The sequence below is a fragment of the Wenzhouxiangella indolica genome, assembly GCF_042310355.1.
In the GTDB taxonomy this organism is placed as follows: Bacteria; Pseudomonadota; Gammaproteobacteria; order Xanthomonadales; family Wenzhouxiangellaceae; genus Wenzhouxiangella.
The window spans coordinates 28,303-45,004 of sequence record NZ_JBHJMR010000020.1 but is presented as its reverse complement, the minus strand read 5'-3'; the positions used below and the strand labels follow the sequence as shown (position 1 = coordinate 45,004).

Annotated in this window: 10 protein-coding genes and 1 pseudogene; 9 read left to right on the top strand and 2 right to left on the bottom strand. The window is 61.7% G+C overall.

Going from position 1 to position 16,702, the window contains the following annotated elements; all coding sequences use genetic code 11:
* From ACDC67_RS14870 to ACDC67_RS14855, 4 genes and pseudogenes are all read left to right on the top strand, one after another.
* Nucleotides 1–202: pseudogene (locus ACDC67_RS14870) on the top strand (hypothetical protein); the annotation flags it as partial.
* A gap of 225 nt (nucleotides 203–427) precedes the next feature.
* Entirely contained in the window at nucleotides 428–1,960 is a 1,533-nt protein-coding gene (locus ACDC67_RS14865; RefSeq protein WP_376694401.1) for a nucleotide sugar dehydrogenase, read from the top strand.
* Nucleotides 1,957–2,952: an NAD-dependent epimerase/dehydratase family protein gene (locus tag ACDC67_RS14860; protein WP_376694400.1), complete on the top strand. Its 996-nt coding sequence runs from the start codon at nucleotides 1,957–1,959 to the stop codon at nucleotides 2,950–2,952. Before ACDC67_RS14865 ends, ACDC67_RS14860 begins: the two co-directional genes overlap by 4 nt.
* The gene (locus ACDC67_RS14855; RefSeq protein ID WP_376694398.1) at nucleotides 2,949–4,112 is read left to right on the top strand and encodes a LegC family aminotransferase; all 1,164 of its coding nucleotides are present in this window, start codon (nucleotides 2,949–2,951) and stop codon (nucleotides 4,110–4,112) included. The genes ACDC67_RS14860 and ACDC67_RS14855 overlap by 4 nt, the downstream gene beginning before the upstream one ends.
* 15 nt (nucleotides 4,113–4,127) lie before the next feature.
* Here ACDC67_RS14855 and ACDC67_RS14850 read toward each other — a convergent pair whose 3' ends face one another.
* Nucleotides 4,128–5,195 (bottom strand): hypothetical protein, encoded by a 1,068-nt coding sequence (locus ACDC67_RS14850; protein ID WP_376694396.1) that lies wholly within the window; start codon nucleotides 5,193–5,195, stop codon nucleotides 4,128–4,130.
* A gap of 120 nt (nucleotides 5,196–5,315) precedes the next feature.
* Here ACDC67_RS14850 and ACDC67_RS14845 point away from each other — a divergent pair, with 120 nt between their 5' ends.
* The 3 genes from ACDC67_RS14845 to ACDC67_RS14835 are packed head-to-tail and all read left to right on the top strand — an operon-like array spanning nucleotide 5,316 to nucleotide 8,163.
* Nucleotides 5,316–6,005, top strand: a complete 690-nt coding sequence (locus ACDC67_RS14845) for a sugar transferase (protein ID WP_376694395.1) — start codon at nucleotides 5,316–5,318, stop codon at nucleotides 6,003–6,005.
* On the top strand, nucleotides 6,002–6,745 hold the full coding sequence (locus ACDC67_RS14840) for a YdcF family protein (protein WP_376694393.1): 744 nt from the start codon (nucleotides 6,002–6,004) through the stop codon (nucleotides 6,743–6,745). Before ACDC67_RS14845 ends, ACDC67_RS14840 begins: the two co-directional genes overlap by 4 nt.
* The gene (locus tag ACDC67_RS14835; protein WP_376694391.1) at nucleotides 6,745–8,163 is read left to right on the top strand and encodes a VanZ family protein; all 1,419 of its coding nucleotides are present in this window, start codon (nucleotides 6,745–6,747) and stop codon (nucleotides 8,161–8,163) included. The genes ACDC67_RS14840 and ACDC67_RS14835 overlap by 1 nt, the downstream gene beginning before the upstream one ends.
* Nucleotides 8,164–8,190: 27 nt before the next feature.
* On the opposite strand, the gene ACDC67_RS14830 is transcribed toward ACDC67_RS14835, so the two are convergent.
* The gene (locus ACDC67_RS14830) at nucleotides 8,191–9,135 is read right to left on the bottom strand and encodes a type I phosphomannose isomerase catalytic subunit (RefSeq protein ID WP_376694389.1); all 945 of its coding nucleotides are present in this window, start codon (nucleotides 9,133–9,135) and stop codon (nucleotides 8,191–8,193) included.
* A 373-nt stretch (nucleotides 9,136–9,508) separates the two neighbouring features.
* On the opposite strand from ACDC67_RS14830, the gene ACDC67_RS14825 reads away from it, so the two are divergent.
* Complete coding sequence (locus ACDC67_RS14825; protein ID WP_376694388.1) at nucleotides 9,509–11,698, top strand: right-handed parallel beta-helix repeat-containing protein; 2,190 nt, start codon at nucleotides 9,509–9,511, stop codon at nucleotides 11,696–11,698.
* A 730-nt stretch (nucleotides 11,699–12,428) separates the two neighbouring features.
* Nucleotides 12,429–16,697 (top strand): C25 family cysteine peptidase, encoded by a 4,269-nt coding sequence (locus tag ACDC67_RS14820; RefSeq protein ID WP_376694386.1) that lies wholly within the window; start codon nucleotides 12,429–12,431, stop codon nucleotides 16,695–16,697.
* The last annotated feature ends 5 nt before the right edge of the window (nucleotides 16,698–16,702 follow it).

Sequence of the window (16,702 nt, the reverse complement as noted above, 5' to 3'; positions counted from 1 at the left end):
ACGGCAAACAGCCATGGACCGGCACTATGCGGCGCATCCCGAGCGCTACGTCAAAGGGCCGCCCCGAGTCGCCAGACCGCCAGCGGTGGTCTCGATCAACCCGGACGACGGTCAGACTGCAGCGGAGCTACTCGACGATCCGCAAGCGTTCCAAATCTCTCCAACACCGGTCAGCACTGAGCTGCCCGAGGTTGTTACATAGAAATCGTCGCCGATGTGTTGGGAAAATGTTGACACGTTCCGGGCGGCAGAATCTTCATCGAGGTGCCCAACTGTCACCCAGTCCGTGGCAAGTTCCCGGACGCAGGTGTTGAACCGCCACACACCCTCTATTTTAGGCGAGAATTCTTCGCGAATCTGCCCTTGACGCCCATTGTCTTGAAAACAGCCAACGGCATGAAGCAACGACCTGCGCCGAACTTTCGGGATGACGATACCGGACGCGTCATCCGCTACATCGGGGCACGCCCCAAACCGGCCGATGCTGGCTAGCAACCCGGGACAAGAAAAATTCATTCAACTCATCGACAGCATTCAAGGATCAAGTGTGAGTGACAGCAGTCCACAAAACCGAAGATCAACCGTATGTGTGCAGGGCCTTGGCTTCGTGGGATCCGCGATGGCAACCGCAGTGGCCCTGGCGGAGAACGAATCCGGAGACCCGATCCACGATGTAATTGGTGTCGACCTGCCAAACCCGAGCGGCAAGCACAGGGTCTCGGAAGTCAACGCAGGCCGATTCCCATTCGAAACCAGCGACCCCAAGCTGGGGCCAGCCGTTGCGCAAGCCGTAGGCCGGGGCAATCTTCGTGCCACCACAGACCCGGAAGTTTATTCCGAGGCGGATATCATTGTGGTCGATGTCCATCTGGACATTCCCTTTCAGGAAGAACTACCCGCGCTCGAATTCGCAGGCTTTGAACAGGCCTTGCGAACAATCGGGGCCCGCATGCGACAGGACGCGCTGGTGGTCATCGAAACGACCGTACCGCCGGGGACCTGCGAGAAGGTCGTGGTGCCGGTCCTGAGTGAGGAATTCGAAAAGCGCGGTCTGGATCCCGCCGAGTTGCTCGTGGCTCATTCCTACGAACGCGTGATGCCGGGCCGCGACTACCTTGACTCGGTCATCAACTTCTGGCGCGTCTATTCGGGCCACACGAAGGAGGCCGCGGATCGATGCGAAGTCTTTCTTTCCGATGTCATCAACATCGCGGACTACCCCCTGACCCGACTGTCGTCGACAACCGCTTCGGAGACGGCCAAGGTGATGGAAAACACGTACCGAGCCGCAAATATTGCCTTCATCTGCGAATGGACCCGCTATGCCGAAAAGGTCGGGATCGACCTCTACGAGGTGGTGGCGGCCATTCAGAAGCGGCCCACGCACGCGAACATCCGCTATCCGGGGCTGGGCATCGGCGGATACTGCCTGACGAAGGATCCGACGTTCACTCCGGCCGCCGCCCGCCAGTTGTTCGGGCTGGACTTGCAGTTTCCGTTTTCCCGGCTGGCCGTGACCGAGAGCGCCGGTATGCCGCATCACGGGGTGTCACGCCTGACGGAACTACTCGGCGGATCGGTTGCCGGCAAGCGCATCCTGCTGTGCGGCGTCAGCTACCGCCAGGATGTGGCCGATACTCGCCATTCGCCGGCCGAGATCGTCTACCGGGAGCTGATCGGCCGCGGGGCCAACGTGGATTTCCACGATCCCTTCGTTTCCTGGTGGGAGGAGCTGGATCTCGCGGTGCCCGACGAATTGCCGGACTCATCAGCCTATGATGCGGTGATGTTCGCCATACCGCATGCCCAGTACAAGGCGCTCGATCTGGCCGACTGGGTCGCTAACAAGCAGGGCACGGTGGTGCTGGACGCCTACCTGGTATTCAGTGCCGAGCAGCGGCGGGCCTTCCGTGAGAAAGGAGTAAGAATCGAAGCCATTGGCGTGGGAGACGGACTGTGACCGAAAAAGTGCTGATCACCGGCGGCGCGGGTTTCATCGGCCTGCACCTGGCACGCCGGCTGCTGGATGAAGGGATGCAGGTTCACCTGGTCGACAGTTTCGCGCGGGGCGTTCGGGACCCGGACCTCGAGAAGATCCTGGAACATCCGGGCGCGCGCTTCGATGAAATCGACTGCCTCGACGCGGAAGCGGTGGCTGCCCTACCAACGGACTTCGACTACATCTTTCCCCTGGCCGCCATCATCGGGGTGGTCCACGTAATGGAACGACCCTATCGAGTGGTCATGGACAACCTGGTGATGATGGACAACATGATTGAGCATGCCCGACGGCAGAAGGCGCTCAAGCGATTCATGTACCCATCGACCAGCGAAGTGTATGCCGGCACGCTCGAATCCTTTGATCTGCCGATTCCAACGCCGGAAGACACGCCGCTTGCCGTGACCGAGCTGTCTCGGCCGCGAACCTCCTACATGTTGTCCAAGATCAGCGGTGAGTGCCTCTGCCACTATGCCGACATCCCCTATACGGTTTTCCGGCCACACAATGTCTACGGCCCGCGCATGGGGCTGGTTCACGTAGTACCGGGCCAACTGCACAAGGCCTTCGAGGCCCGTGACGGCGACGAGATCCCGGTTCCCTCGGTCGACCAGACCCGTTGCTTCTGCTACATCGACGATGCGCTGGAGATGCTGGTTCGCATGATGCGAAGCCGGGAATGCGAAGGACAGACGCTCAATCTTGGCACCCAGGAGCCGGAACTGACGATTCGCGAAGTGGCACGTACTTGCCACGAGGCGGTCGGTCGAGACGTCACCATTCGCCCCGAACCGCCGCCGCCCGGCTCACCCGCACGCCGGGGGCCTGATATGAGCAAGGCGACCCGACTGACCGGCTACAGTTCCCGCGTCGATTTGCAGGCGGGCGTCGAGAAGACCTGGGCCTGGTATCGGGAGAATGTCTTCGAAAGCGACGGAGTGTCGGCACGATGAACCAGGTGAGAACAGGAAAGTTCGTCGACCGATTGATTCGTCATGTCCGCTCGGAGTTCAATACCGACGATTTCATCCCGCTGCACGCGCCACGCCTGGGAGATACCGAGCGCGAAATGGTGCTCGAGACCCTGGACTCCGGGATGGTGTCTTCTGTTGGACGACATGTCGGCGAATTCGAGCAGTCGATTGCGGATTACACGGGCGCTGGGTTCGCCGTTGCAACCGTCAATGGGACGGCGGCCCTGCACACTTGCCTCATGCTCGCCGGCGTGCAGACGGACGAGGAGGTGATCACCCAATCACTCACCTTCGTTGCCACCTGCAATGCCATTCGCTATTGCCACGCTCATCCGGTATTCGTCGACGTGGAGTCGTCGACTCTGGGCATGAGTCCCAACAGCCTCGAATCGTGGTTGCAGGACAACGCCGAGATCAGGGACGACGGCCTGTGCTGGAACCGGGTAACGGGTCGGGTTATCCGTGCTTGCGTACCCATGCACTGCTTCGGGCATCCCCTTCGCATCGATCGCATATCAGAGATCTGCCGCCAATGGAACCTCATCCTGATTGAGGATGCGGCAGAATCCCTGGGCAGTCTCTACCGGGGCCGGCATACTGGGCTCGAGGGAAAATGCGCGGCAATCAGCTTCAATGGAAACAAGATCATCACCGCCGGCGGTGGCGGCATGATCATCACCGATGATAAGCAACTCGCCGATCACGCAAAACACTTGACGACCACTGCCAAACGTCGGCACCCCTGGCTGTACATCCATGATGAGGTCGGCTACAACTATCGCATGCCCGCCATCAATGCCGCGCTCGGCTGTGCCCAGATGCAGTCACTACCCGATTATGTTGAACGCAAACGCGCGCTTGCCCAAAGATATGCCGACTGGTTTTCGGACACGGACTATGAAATCTTCGTTGAGCCGGAACAGGCCAGATCGAACTACTGGTTCAATGCCTTCTTTGCCCGGGACAGGGCCGAACGGGACAGCATCCTGGAAGCCACCAACGAGGCCGGTGTCATGACGCGCCCATGCTGGACGCCCATGCACCACCTGCCCCTTTACAAGGATTGCCAGAAATCGAATCTGAAAGCCACTGAATCACTCGAGAATCGTCTTGTTGCCATCCCGTCCAGCGTAATCTGAGCCTGGCGGCAGGACTCACCGATTCAGCGTGAGAATGCGTCTGGCCAGGTTCACGAGTCCAGTTCCGGCCGATGCAAGTCCTGAACGCCGACTCTCTCGGCCCACGCTCAACAACGTGCGGGCCAGGCTTACGACGACATCCTCGTTCTGCGGTACCGAAGGGCCTTTTCCACATGAGGCCGGCGCGCCTTTGAATTGCAGGCAGCTCTCTAGATCCGGATGGTCCCGTGCAATCTTGCGATTCGACTGCTCGAAGCGTTTCATGAATTCGGCACGTTCGACAGGCAACCACAAGGCCGTAGCGTCCTCGTCGGTTTTGGCTGCGTGCTTTTTCAGAAGGCGCCGGAGGGCGCGGCGATCATTCTCATCCAGTTCGCTGTTGCATATTCTCAATACTTCGAGGGCAGCCGGAGAATAACTTCGATTGGGGACCTCCCGTGCCTGATCGATCACGACTCCGGAGGGGCCGGATGGCCTGACTCCGATGTTCCGACAGAAGTCCTCTACCAGATGAGCCGGTTTGCCGAAGTCCCCATAGGCACGGGGCGTCACATTGTGCCGGCCGAAGTAGTCTGCATACGCAGCAATGAGATCGAGCCAATCAAAAGCGCCTTCCGGCAGGGCGCTGAGAAATTCCTTGAATGTCAGAGCCGATCCTTCGTGCACTTTCTGGGAGTAGACGGACTCGACGAACCGATCCTGCCGTCGAAGATAGACGATGATCGAGGTTTCCAACTCGAACGACTCGAGCGCACTGTGAAGGTTGCCGGCAACTGCCTCCGCGTTGGTATACCCCAGGTTCAGGCTGCCACTCAGCCCCTCCCAACTCAGTACAACCGTGCTCCCGTCATTCTCTTGAACCCCGTTTCTGGACAGCGCATCACCCAGGAAACGCCGGAAGCGATCGACGGCGGCCTCGTGGGGCTCCTCGGCGTTTTTCAACGAACTATGCCCCGGCGGAACAGGCATGTAGACTATCCCGGCGCGCTTCAGGCGCCGACGGTTGGCGAGCAGCGCATTCTGGATCGCCGTAGTACCGGTCTTGTGCGTGCCGATATGAATGAAAAGCCTGGTGTTTGCCATCAATCGCCCGAATTGCAGATTCTGAGCCTGGAGAATAGCCCGACTCCATGAAGGCCGGGAGACGTTGCGTCGACTGCGCAGGGACTCTTTCTGGATGACCGACTTGCCACTCTAACCGACATGCAAAGACTTTTCGATATTCTGTTTTCCGGTGCGGCGCTGATCGCCCTTTCGCCGATACTTATACCCATCATGGTCGTTCTCCGTTTTACCGGGGAGGGCGAGATCTTTTTCGTGCAGCCGCGCGTTGGCCTCGGGGGGCGGAGGTTCGGCCTGCTGAAATTCGCAACGATGCTGAAGAATAGCCCCAACATGGGTACGGGCACACTCACCCTCGAAGACGACCCACGAGTATTACCTTTCGGGAAGTTTCTCCGAGCAACCAAGATCAACGAGCTGCCCCAGCTGATCAATATTCTCAAGGGGGACATGAGCGTGATCGGCCCCCGACCCCAGACCGATCGCTGCTTCTCGGCCTTTCCAGCGGACTCCCAGAAAGAGATCGTGAAAGTTCGTCCGGGTCTTTCGGGGATCGGTTCGATCGCGTTTCGGGCCGAAAGCCGCATGATGAGCGATGCCGACGATGCCGACCGGCTCTACGATGAACTGGTCATGCCCTACAAAGGGCAGCTCGAGCAATGGTACGTTCGAAACCAGTCGCTAGCCGTCTACTTTGCCGCGATCATCATGACGGCCTGGGTCGTCATTTTCCCCAACAGCCGAATCTTGTGGCGCTCCTTTCCCTCGCTGCCGACGCCACCCGACCAGATCGCCAGGGATCTCTACGCACCGGCTACAGACACGAGATGAGTGCGCTGCTCTATCCGCTGGGATCGGCCTGCGTGGCCATGCTGGCCGGGCTGCTATTCGCTCGTCGACGTTGGGGACGCACGCTCGTGCTGGTCGGGCTTGCCTGGCTGTGGCTGTGGTCGATGCCCGTATTCAGCGATCTGGTCCGGTGGCAGCTCGAGCGCGGGTACGCGGACGTGGCTGTCGAGTCGGCGCCCGTCCTTCCGATCACGGTGGTACTCGGCGGAGCTTTCAGCACCGGTCGCGGCACTTTTACCTATCCCAACCTCAATCACGCTGCCGATCGCTACTGGCATGCGGCCCGCCTCTACGCGGCCGACAGGACGCAGATACTGATCCTGACCGGCGGGCGCAACCCCCGCCATCCGGAAGCAACCACAGAAGCCCGAGCTGCCGCCCGATTGCTGGCCGATATGGGCGTCCCGGAAGAAGGCATGCGCCTGGAAGAGCGGGCCCGCACGACCCGGCAGAACGCCGTCTACGTCGAGGAGCTGCTCGACGAGTTGCAGGCCAGGGAGTTTCTCCTGGTGACTTCTGCGCTCCACATGCCGCGAGCCGAGGCCACATTCCAACGCCTGGGACTGGCGCCGGTAACTGTCGCAACGGACTTCGAGGTTGCAACACCGTTTAGTCTTGGCCCCTCACGCTGGCTGCCTTCAGCGGATGCGCTGATGAATTCCTCACGGGCCTTCCACGAATTTATCGGTCACCTGGTTTATCGCCTGCGCGGCTGGGCTTGATGCGATACACGCTGTCAGGGGGACTCGCGGTCACGATCACGGTCGCGATGATAGTCGGCTTTCTCGCGCCCGAAGGCGCGCTCACCCTGCCCGCGGGGCTCGCCAAACCGGTTCACTTTGCAGCCTACCTGTTGCTCGGACTCGCCCTGGCATGGTCAAGGGATCGTCGCGGCTTTGACTGGCTGGCGGTTTTGCTGTGCATCGCACTCGGCGTGGCGCTGGAGTTGGCGCAGTGGCTGGTTCCCGGACGCACATTCAAGCTTTCTGACCTGGGACTGAACGCGGCGGGCGCCCTGACCGGCGTCGGGCTGGCAGCCTTCCTTGGAACAGTCACTGGACATCGCCACGTAGGGGGCAGGAGCGGCACCGATGCCATCCCGCTGGCCCGAATTCTGAAGCAGCAGGGCAGTATCCCGCAGCAGACCCAGTGGCTACTGGCCCACCGCCTGGCGCCGGTCGTGGCGTTGCTTGGTGAACGCGGCGCCGTTCCAGGTGAAACGCTCTCGGCCATCGCGCCGTTCGCCGACCGGCTCGGAACGGTACCGGATCATCAGCTCGCCGAAGAAGAGCGCGTGCTCACGGCGCTGACGGAAGCTACTGGGCATCTCCTGCTTCTCAAGGGCGCGCTCCTGGCCTGGCGCTACTACCCGGATCCTCGAGAGCGGCACAGGACGGACCTCGATGTACTGGTCGACCAGGAAGCCCTGGACGCGGTTCGACAGAGCCTGACTCGCCTGGGCTACCGCCGCAGCTACGAAGTAGCAGCGGACGCGCCATTGACCCAGGAACTCTGGATCCGTCAGGAGGGTCTGCAACGCTACCTGGTGGATGTCCACTGGGATCTTCGCAACCACCCTGCCCTGCAAGGACTTTTCACGTTCGCGGACCTTCACGCAACAGGGCAAAATGTCGCTGTCGGACGCGTGTCCGTTCCCGGGCTCGGGCCTACGCACGCGCTCCTGCACGGGATCATGCACTGGTTCGACGATCTGGGCCAGGAGAGGCCGCTTGTGTGGCTGCTCGACATGGACCTGATCTGGCGCGCAATGACCGAGGAAGAGCGCCGCGCCACCGCCGATATCGCTGTCGAAAAGGGCCTGTCCGGGCTGGTTGCCCAGTGCTTGGGCGAGTGCCGGGTCATCTTCGAAACGCCGGTCGATCCGCAACTGCTGGCTCGGTTGCACGATGACGGCGGTTCCAAACGCATTAGCACGCTGATCCAAGCGCGGGAGAGCAAGTGGCGAAGCTACTGGCACGCCGCCTGCTGCGAGCCGACCTGGGCGTCGCGAATCAAGCGCCTGCGGTGGCTCTTGTTGCCCCCCGTCGATTACCTGCGCGCGCAGCATGACGAGGGCGACGGGGGTCGCTCTCGTTTCAGGCTCTACCTGAAACGCCTGGTACACGGCCTCCGTAAATAGCAGACCGCCGGGCAACCGAGTCGCGCATTACACGAAGTTGTCCGTAATCAGCAGGGTGCAGGGCCCATCGGCTTTCAGCGAGCATGTGCTGGTATAGGGCACGAGGACATTCTCGAAGGCGTTTACCGCAAGCTGCCCTCCTTCCCCCAGAAGTCGACCCTGGACCAGACTGAGGATGCGCGGCTGCTGGCCCGATTCAAACTGGATGGACTCGCCGGCACGCAGGTTTTGTTGCCGGATGCGGAGTGCCGGACAATCGGCGATCGTTCGTTCACCTGGAGCCGTCATCGGCGGCAGGGGATGGGGCTCGATGTCGTCGAAGTCGATGGATTGCAGACTTTCCCCGACATGAAGTTGCCGGGGCTTGCCTTCCAGGCCCTTGCGGCCCCAGTCGTAAACGCGGTAGGTGGTGTCGGAGTTTTGCTGAATCTCTAGGATCAGGTTGCCGGCGTCGATGGCATGCAGGCGGCCGGATTCGAGTAGCATGGCCTGCCCTTTCCGGACCGGAAAGCGGTGCAGCAGCGGTTCCAGGGCTTCGTGCTCGATGCCTTCCTCGAACTGCTGTCTTGTCACGCCGTGGCGCAGGCCGACAATCAGCGCGGCGTCGTCGGTTGCATCCGCAATGTACCAGCACTCGGTCTTGGGCTCACCGCCAAGGCGCTCGGCGACTGCCTTGGGCGGGTGAACCTGGAGGCTCAAGCGATCGCTGCAGTCCAGCCACTTGACCAGGACGGGAAATGGCTGGTTCGGCTCGTAGCCGGGGCCCATGATGGAAGCCGCGTCGGTCTCAAGCAATTCGCGCAGGGTACGGCCGGTTCCGATGTCCGTCGACTGGGCTTCAGGCCGGTCGACGATTTCCCAGGACTCGCCGATGGGGTCGCTGCCGGGCAGTTCCCGCCCCAGAAGGCTTTCGCACTTGCGTCCGCCCCAGACGCGAGTCTGACAAACCGGCCGAAATCGAAGCACTGACATGCCACCCACCTTCTTGAAAACGTGAAAAAGTCTACCAGCCTCCCGGATCCACGGCAGGCGTGTTGCGGCTTTAGGCTTTGCGTGGGCCCGGCCATGTCGAAGCGGAACGTGTCGGAGTTGAACATTCCGGCCGAGCCGGCGGCGCTACCAGGCCGGCGAGCGACCAGGTACGCATTCGGATCATGGGTTGAGGCTACCAAGCGACAGATCCGTTCCGGGAAAAGCCCGAATCAGCAAATTGCAATAACGCGCCAATTGCATTATTTTCAGTTCCGCAGGCGACGTATAGGGTGAGCCCGTTGCGGCCTCAGCCTGGCCACGCCAGAGGGAGTCAACCGGATTGGTCTCGACCGATTCCAGACAGGGGACACACATGAAAGAATTCACAATCGCTTTGATCGCCCACCCGGCCCGCACCGGCCTCGCCCTGGTCGCATTGCTGCTGCTGGCAGCACCCGCCCTGGCCCAGCAGACCCGCTACGTGGCCGTCGGCGGCAGCGACGCCGGGGATTGCAGCAATGCCGGCGCGCCCTGCCTGACCATCCAGTACGCCATCGACCAGGCCGACGGGGGCGATACCGTCTCGGTGGGTGCCGGCAGCTACGCCGAGGCGCCTTTCATCGACAAGAGCCTGACGCTGCTGTCCGAATCGGGTGCGGCGTCGACCACGATCGAAGCCGGCGGCGTCGACAACGCGATTTCGATCGGCGATGTCGAGGGCGCGTTCGACCCCAAGGGCGGCGTCTACCCTGACAACGTCCGGGTGGAGGGCTTCACCGTCGTCGGCTGGACCCGGCGCGGCATTGCCCAGCGCCTGGGCACCGGCACGATCGAGATCATCGACAACGTCGTCGAGGCCACCGAGGGCGTGACGACGACGGCCATTGCCGTCGCCGGCGGCACCGGATCGGTCATCAGCGGCAACCTGATCCAGGTCGCGGCGGCCACCCGGGGTGAATCGAGTTCCAGCATCCTGGCCATCGGATCGGACAACGCCTCGATCTTCAACAACACGGTGGCGGGCGGCGATATCGGCATCGCCCTGGCCGGTAGCCTCTCGAGTACCGATCCGGGCTGGGCCCAGTCGAACGCGGTCGAAGTGGAGAACAACACGATCAGTGACACCAGTACCGGCATCGCCCTGCAGGGCAACGTCGTGGATGCGCTGATCGAGTTCAACGAGATCAACGGCGTTGCGGGTCGTGCGATATCGCAAAGCCCCTTCGACGATCCCGCGATCGTGCCCGACAGCATCACCATTGCCGACAACACCGCCAGCGAGTTCGGATCCCGGGGCTTCAGCTCCGGCCAGAACCCGATGAGCGACTCGATCATCCGCGATAACGATTTCACCTCGACGGTCGCGGATGCCTGGGGCATCCAGATCGGCGAAGGCAGCAGCAACATCCTGATCGAAGGCAACCAGGTCAGCACCGACGCCCCCGCGCTCAACCTGCGCGGCATGATCGACTCGACCGTGTTCGACAATGAACTGACCGGCAACGTCGCCGGCGTCGTGATCCAGCAAGGCGGGCATGCCAACAACGAGCTGACCGCCAACCTGATCGATGGCGGCGTGGTCGTTGGGCTTGGCGGCAACACCGACGGCGCGGTGCTGCGCGACAACCACCTTGCCGGCACGCCGATGGACATCGGTGTGTTCGTCCAGGGCGACGCCGACACCAGCGGCGGCCCGCTGGATGCCACCTGCAACTGGTGGGACAGTGCGACCGGCCCGGCCGGCGAGGGAAACGGCGGCGGCAGCTCGGTGAGCCAGAATATTGAGTTTCTGCCGTGGAATCTCACGGCCGGCGGCGACTGCCGCGGCGGCCTGGTCGCCGAGGAGTTGGTTGCCGCCAGCCCGGTCACCATCAGCGGCCTGGCCGGGCAACCGGTGGCTCCCGCCGACCTGCCCACCGCGCAGGTGCTCGACCAGTTCGGCGACCCGCTCGCCGGCACGACGGTAGGCTTCGAGATCACCGCCGGCGACGGTAGCATCGGCGGCACGGTGCAGGTCTCGGACAACGACGGTCTGGTCCAGCTCGGCAGCTGGACGCTAGGAAGCGCGGCGACGCAAGAGGTCAGCGCGAGCGCGCCGGGGCTGACCGGCAGTCCGGTGGCCTTCGTCGCCGACGTCGAGCCGGTGGTCGAACTCGGTATCGGCATCACCGATTCGCGCAGCACCATCGATGCGGGCGAGCAGAATACCTACATCATCACCGCCGATAATTCCGGCCCCAGCGCCGCCGAAGGCGCCGAGGTCAGCGTGAGCTTCCCGCCCCAGCTCGACCCGGCGACCGCGACCTGGACCTGCTCTGCCGGCCCGGGCAGCGCCTGTACCGCCTTCGGCAGCGGCGAGATTGCCGACAACGCGGTCGAGATCGCGGCCGGCGGCTCGGTGACCTACGTGCTCGAAGTCGACGTCCGGCCCGATGCCAGCGGCCTAATGGTCGTTCCGGCCGAGATCGTCGCCGGCGACGAGACAGCCAGTGATTTCGACGAGACCGGAATCACCGGCGTGGTCGATGAAGTGTTCCAGGACCGGTTCGAAGTCCAGGACTGATCAGGGCTCGGCGCAACGCCAGGACACACGTGATCTGCAGGGACACGCCTGCAGATCGGCGGAGCCGTCTGCCCGATCAGCACGGCCAGGCGATTCCCGACGAGTATTCGACTATACCAATTCGTGTCGCCAACTGGTCAGCAAGGCAACACGCGCTATTGCCCAAGTGGGCGCGCCCCCCGACGCGGCCTGACCTTCTACATAGGGCTACCCGTCAAGATGCTATAGGGCCAGAACTCGCGCTTGCCCCTTGAATAGCGTGATGTTATTCTCAGATTGGGGTCAAAGTCTGGAAAAATTGTCGAGTGCCATGCGCATTCAGGGGCCTCTTCAAATCCACAAGTAGGGGAAAAGGGTGTATCCAATGTCAACTGAACTCCACTCCGCGCCGAAGTCGCAATTGCGAGCGCCAGTGGGTAACCATGAATGCGCCGACGATCCCTACTCAGGAGCAGCAGTCACAACTAGCGCGCTCAATCGTATCTCGCATGCGCCTAGCACACCAGAGCCGCGAGGTAATAGCCAGCTGCTTGGCCCGTTTCGAGCAGAACGGACTGACTGGCTAGGCAGGTCTCTACGCGCTGTACGAGCCAACAGGCTAAGTGAAACATTTTTGTAGACTGGTATTTTTTTGCAAGCAACGCCTTCAGGGGGAGAGTTCAGCAGTTCTTTACTTCTTCTCCCGTCTCCGAATAGCGGGGCGTGACCGCCAAACCAAGGGAAGAGCTTTATGAACAAGGGATCCTTAATGAATTTTCTGAAAATCGGTCGCTCGAGTACGATTGCTCTGTTAGACGCTAGAACGGCAGGGGGTGAACGGCGGCGTGGCGACCGGCGTTCCGGTCAGGCCCTCCCCGTGCGGCGTTTGCTGGGCGTGCATTCGAAAACGTCCAAAAGCTGGCTTCGCGGCGCCCTGGCGCTCGCGGCCCTGGCGCTACCCTTGGCGGCCGCGGCACAAAGCCCGGTGGTGATTGACAAATTCGACTTCGAACAACAAGTCGGTACTCAAGCCGCTGCGCCAGAAACAGTGTCGGAGTCAAGTCCCAGTTCTGGAGCCGGACCTGCACCGGGAGTGCTCGGCGGCCAACGCGATCTTGTGGTTGAAAAGCTGCAGGGGAATGAGGGCAGGTTTTTTCGAACAAGTGTTTTTGCTGATACTCGAGAGATTTCGCATCTGGCCGAAGGCGGTGCCAACGGGACCATTACCATCGTTTGGGACGGTGCCGATGATCAGCCTGAAGTCATCGATCCAACGGGCCTCGGTGGCGAAGATTTGACGCAGGGATGCCCGAGCGCTTCGCAGGCAGTAGCCTTCGGGGTCGGCGCGGGGCAGCCGCCCGATAACGAGGTAGACGTCACCCTGACTCTTTATTCCGATGCCAACAACTTCTCATCGTTGACCCAAGTGATCGAGGAAGGTGCTCAGCGATCCGTAGTCTTCGATTTTGATGATCCGAACTGGCAGGACACCGGCAACGGCGTCACTTTTTCAAACGTGGGCGCAATCGAACTTGAGTTCGATCCGCAAGCAGATGCCGTTGACTTCACCATCGATACTCCAATTACTGCATGTGGGATTGATTGGGGCGATGCGCCGGACGCGCGTGCTGCGTCTGCAGATCTAGGAGAGTCGCCAGCATACGACACTTTGGCTTTTACCGAACTGCCCGGAAACTTCAGTGTTGGCGCAAGAAGCGGCGCTCATCACACCATTGGTGGCCCCTGGATGCCGAATTCTATTAATCCGGTCGGTAGTCCGGGCGCCAACGACACCGACGGCGAGGAAGATGGGCAGCCATCCGCCGATGCCACCGATGACGGTGCCGAAAGCGGGGTCGAGCTGGCGAATTTTGCTGCCGTCGGCAGCGGCGAAGCCGTCTCCTGCGATGGTGTTGATATGCTCAATGATCCTGGCACCGATCAGTTTGAATACTGCGCCGCCGTGCGCGTGGCCAACCCCACCGCGACCGATGCGCAGCTGGCCGGATGGGTGGACTTCGACGGTTCGGGGCAATTCGGCAATGACTGCGCTACCAGTGACGGGCAGATTTCCGCCGACTGCGAGCGCTCGGCCGCCGAGGTCATCGTCGGGGATACCGGTCTCGATGACTTCGATCCCTCCGGGGACGGGAACACCTGTGCGCAAAGTGGCGCGAACAATGGTGACACGATTGGCGGTCCTAATTTCGATGATGGCAACGTGCCCGCGAACTGCGAAGGGGTGGTGGTTGTAGTCTGGCGCTATACCTCCAGTGACACCCTGACGACTGGCCAGACCTTCTCACGGTTCCGCATTACCACCGACACCGAACGCGGCTTCTTTGGTTCAAGTGCATTGGATATTGACCGCACTTCGCCGGCACCATGGGGTTTCCAGGCGGATGGTGAAGTGGAAGACCACGAGCTCACGGCTGGCACCCTTCCTGTCAGCATCAGTGGCTTTGAAGCTCGCGAGACACGCGAAGGCCTGAACGTCTCGTGGTCTACGGTTTCGGAGACTGAGAATGTCGGCTTCTACCTGTGGGGTTATAACGGACGAGAAATGACCCTTCTCACGCCCGACATGATTCCGTCGAAGACCGGGGACGCCGCGCATCCTCAGGAGTACAGCCATACGCTTACAAATGAGCAACGTGCCGGCATTGATCAGCTCGCAATTACCGCCGTTGATAATCGCGGCAAGGAAGAGATGTACGGCCTGTTTGATGTCGATGCGCGCTACGGCCGCGCCGATGCCTCCACACCCATCGACTGGCAGAGCATTCGCACCGCTGCCGAAGCACGGCTGGCGACCCTGGGCTTCCAGCGCATGGGTGAAACCTGGCGCGCCGATTCTCGCCAGGACAAGCCGTTAGCGGCAGACTTCCTGGTTACCGAGGAAGGTATGCAACGGATCACCCATGACGATCTCATGGCAGCGGGAATCGACTTGCGTGGCCAGCGGCTGGATCGAATTGCCGTCACCGCCGACGGTGAGCCCGTACCGAGATCCGTTCGCACACTGGGGCGCGGCGATTCATTCAATGGCTCGCGCTGGGGCGCACGTTCACGGACGTTCAATGAACGGACCGTCATCGAGTTCTGGGGCGAGAAGCCTTCGTTCCCGAACGCGCTCTACGTGGACGACCTCGTCTATCGCGTCAAACTCGACCGCGGCAACGCGCTGGCGGCCGGCAAGGCACCCGAAGGGGCAATGATCCATACCGACCGCTCCTACATGAAGCCGCTGCGCGATGACCGGGATCTGTCCTACCGCATGTCGGCCGTGCTGGATGACCCCTGGTCGCTGGCCGAGCTGCGCTCATGGGTATCGGATCAAAACTCACACACATCAACGTTCGATCTGCCCAAGCACGCTGTTCGGGGCGAAACCGGTCGCCTGGAGATCGTGCTTGCGGGTGGCAATGATCCGGACCCCTCTCCCGATCACCACGTTCGTGTCGCGGTCAATGGTGAAATTGTCACCGAAGAATTCTTCAATGGCCGCGTGGAACGGCGCATCACGTCGGAGATTCCGGCGAGTGCCCTCGACAGCGAAACGGTTTCTGTTGAAGTGAGCCTGCCCGGCGGTACGGAAGCGGATGTCGACCTCGTGCTGCTCGAGTCGATCACGCTGTTCGTGCCCACAAGCACTCGGGCGAACGATGACCGGCTCCTGATCCAGGAATACGAGCCGGGCAACAACGTTACCGGCGATGGATTCCTTCAATCCGGCCAGACCGCCTGGGCCTGGAACGGTGAGGAATTGCTGAGTGTGCCGACCGAAGTCGCCGGCCGCGGCATGATCCGCGCCGTTCCGCCGGCCGAGGAAGGCTATGCGCTGTGGATGTCCTCAGACAACGCCCTGCACCGGCCCGAGCCCCTGGACGCAATCGGCAGCAACCCGCTGCTGGATCAAGCCGGCGACTTCCTGGTGATTGCTCACCCGGCCTTCCTGCCGGCCAGTGCTCAGGAATCGCATCCGCTCAATGACTTCGTCGCCGAGCGCAATGCGGAAGGCTGGAACGTGCGCCTGCTCGATATCACCGAGATCCAGACGCACTTCGGCGGCGGGATGCCCCTGCCCCAGGCCGTGCGTCGTTTCCTGGCCGCGGCTGACTCGCAGTTCGACTACGAGCACGTGCTTCTCGTGGGAGACGACACCTACGATTACCGCGACATTCTGGAGATGGGCAGTGTCAGCTTCATCCCGACCTTCTATGCGGCGACCGAACGCGTCGCCCATACCCCGTCGGATGGGCTGATGGCCGACATTGACGGGGACGGCGTAGCCGACAAGGCGATTGGGCGCTGGCCGGTGCGCACGCTCGACGACCTGGAATCCATCGTTTACAAGACGCTGGACTGGGAAGGCAGCATGGAAGGCCTGCGCAATGCAGTCTGGGTCGCGGATCTGGAAGATCCGGGCCAGCGTTCCTTCCAGGAGCAGGCCACCCGCATGATGGCCCAGCTCGTTGATGCCGGCTGGCCCGAGGGCCAGATCGATTCAGTATTCCTCGACGACGTTGCCAGCCCGGATGCCGGCCGCGATCAGTTGTTCGGGCTGCTCGAGCAAGGCCGGGCGTTCACCGGCTTCGTCGGTCACGGCTCCCCGAGCATGTGGACTTTCGACGGCCTGCTGGTTCCCAATGACCTGGCGGGACTCGACAACTTCGGGCTGCCGACGATGATCAGCACCTCGACGTGCTACACCAGCTACTTCGTCTCGCCCTACAGCGAGACAGTGGCCCATCGCTGGATGAACGGCTACGACGAGGACGCTCAGGGAAATCCGATTCCGGGTGCGCAAAACGGTGCCGTGGCCATCCATGGGGCGACTACACTGTCGAACTATCGGCAGAACGAGTTCGTGGTCTCCAGGGTTCAGGAATACCAACTCCAAGGCATGACGCTTGGTCAGGCCGTGTTGCAGGCTCGTCGTGACGCGAGTGATGAAGGGCTGGACGACCAGGTGATCAACTGGGGCCTGCTTGGCGATCCGACGCTTACGGTGGACTGAACACT

Bases quoted from the DNA above. Each gene is read 5' to 3' on its own strand.
- ACDC67_RS14850 (WP_376694396.1), bottom strand. From the start codon at position 5,195: ATGGCAAACACCAGGCTTTTCATTCATATCGGCACGCACAAGACCGGT.
- ACDC67_RS14830 (WP_376694389.1), bottom strand. From the start codon at position 9,135: ATGTCAGTGCTTCGATTTCGGCCGGTTTGTCAGACTCGCGTCTGGGGC.
- ACDC67_RS14820 (WP_376694386.1), top strand. From the start codon at position 12,429: ATGAACAAGGGATCCTTAATGAATTTTCTGAAAATCGGTCGCTCGAGT.
- ACDC67_RS14855 (WP_376694398.1), top strand. From the start codon at position 2,949: ATGAACCAGGTGAGAACAGGAAAGTTCGTCGACCGATTGATTCGTCAT.
- ACDC67_RS14840 (WP_376694393.1), top strand. From the start codon at position 6,002: ATGAGTGCGCTGCTCTATCCGCTGGGATCGGCCTGCGTGGCCATGCTG.
- ACDC67_RS14825 (WP_376694388.1), top strand. From the start codon at position 9,509: ATGAAAGAATTCACAATCGCTTTGATCGCCCACCCGGCCCGCACCGGC.
- ACDC67_RS14835 (WP_376694391.1), top strand. From the start codon at position 6,745: ATGCGATACACGCTGTCAGGGGGACTCGCGGTCACGATCACGGTCGCG.
- ACDC67_RS14865 (WP_376694401.1), top strand. From the start codon at position 428: ATGACGATACCGGACGCGTCATCCGCTACATCGGGGCACGCCCCAAAC.
- ACDC67_RS14845 (WP_376694395.1), top strand. From the start codon at position 5,316: ATGCAAAGACTTTTCGATATTCTGTTTTCCGGTGCGGCGCTGATCGCC.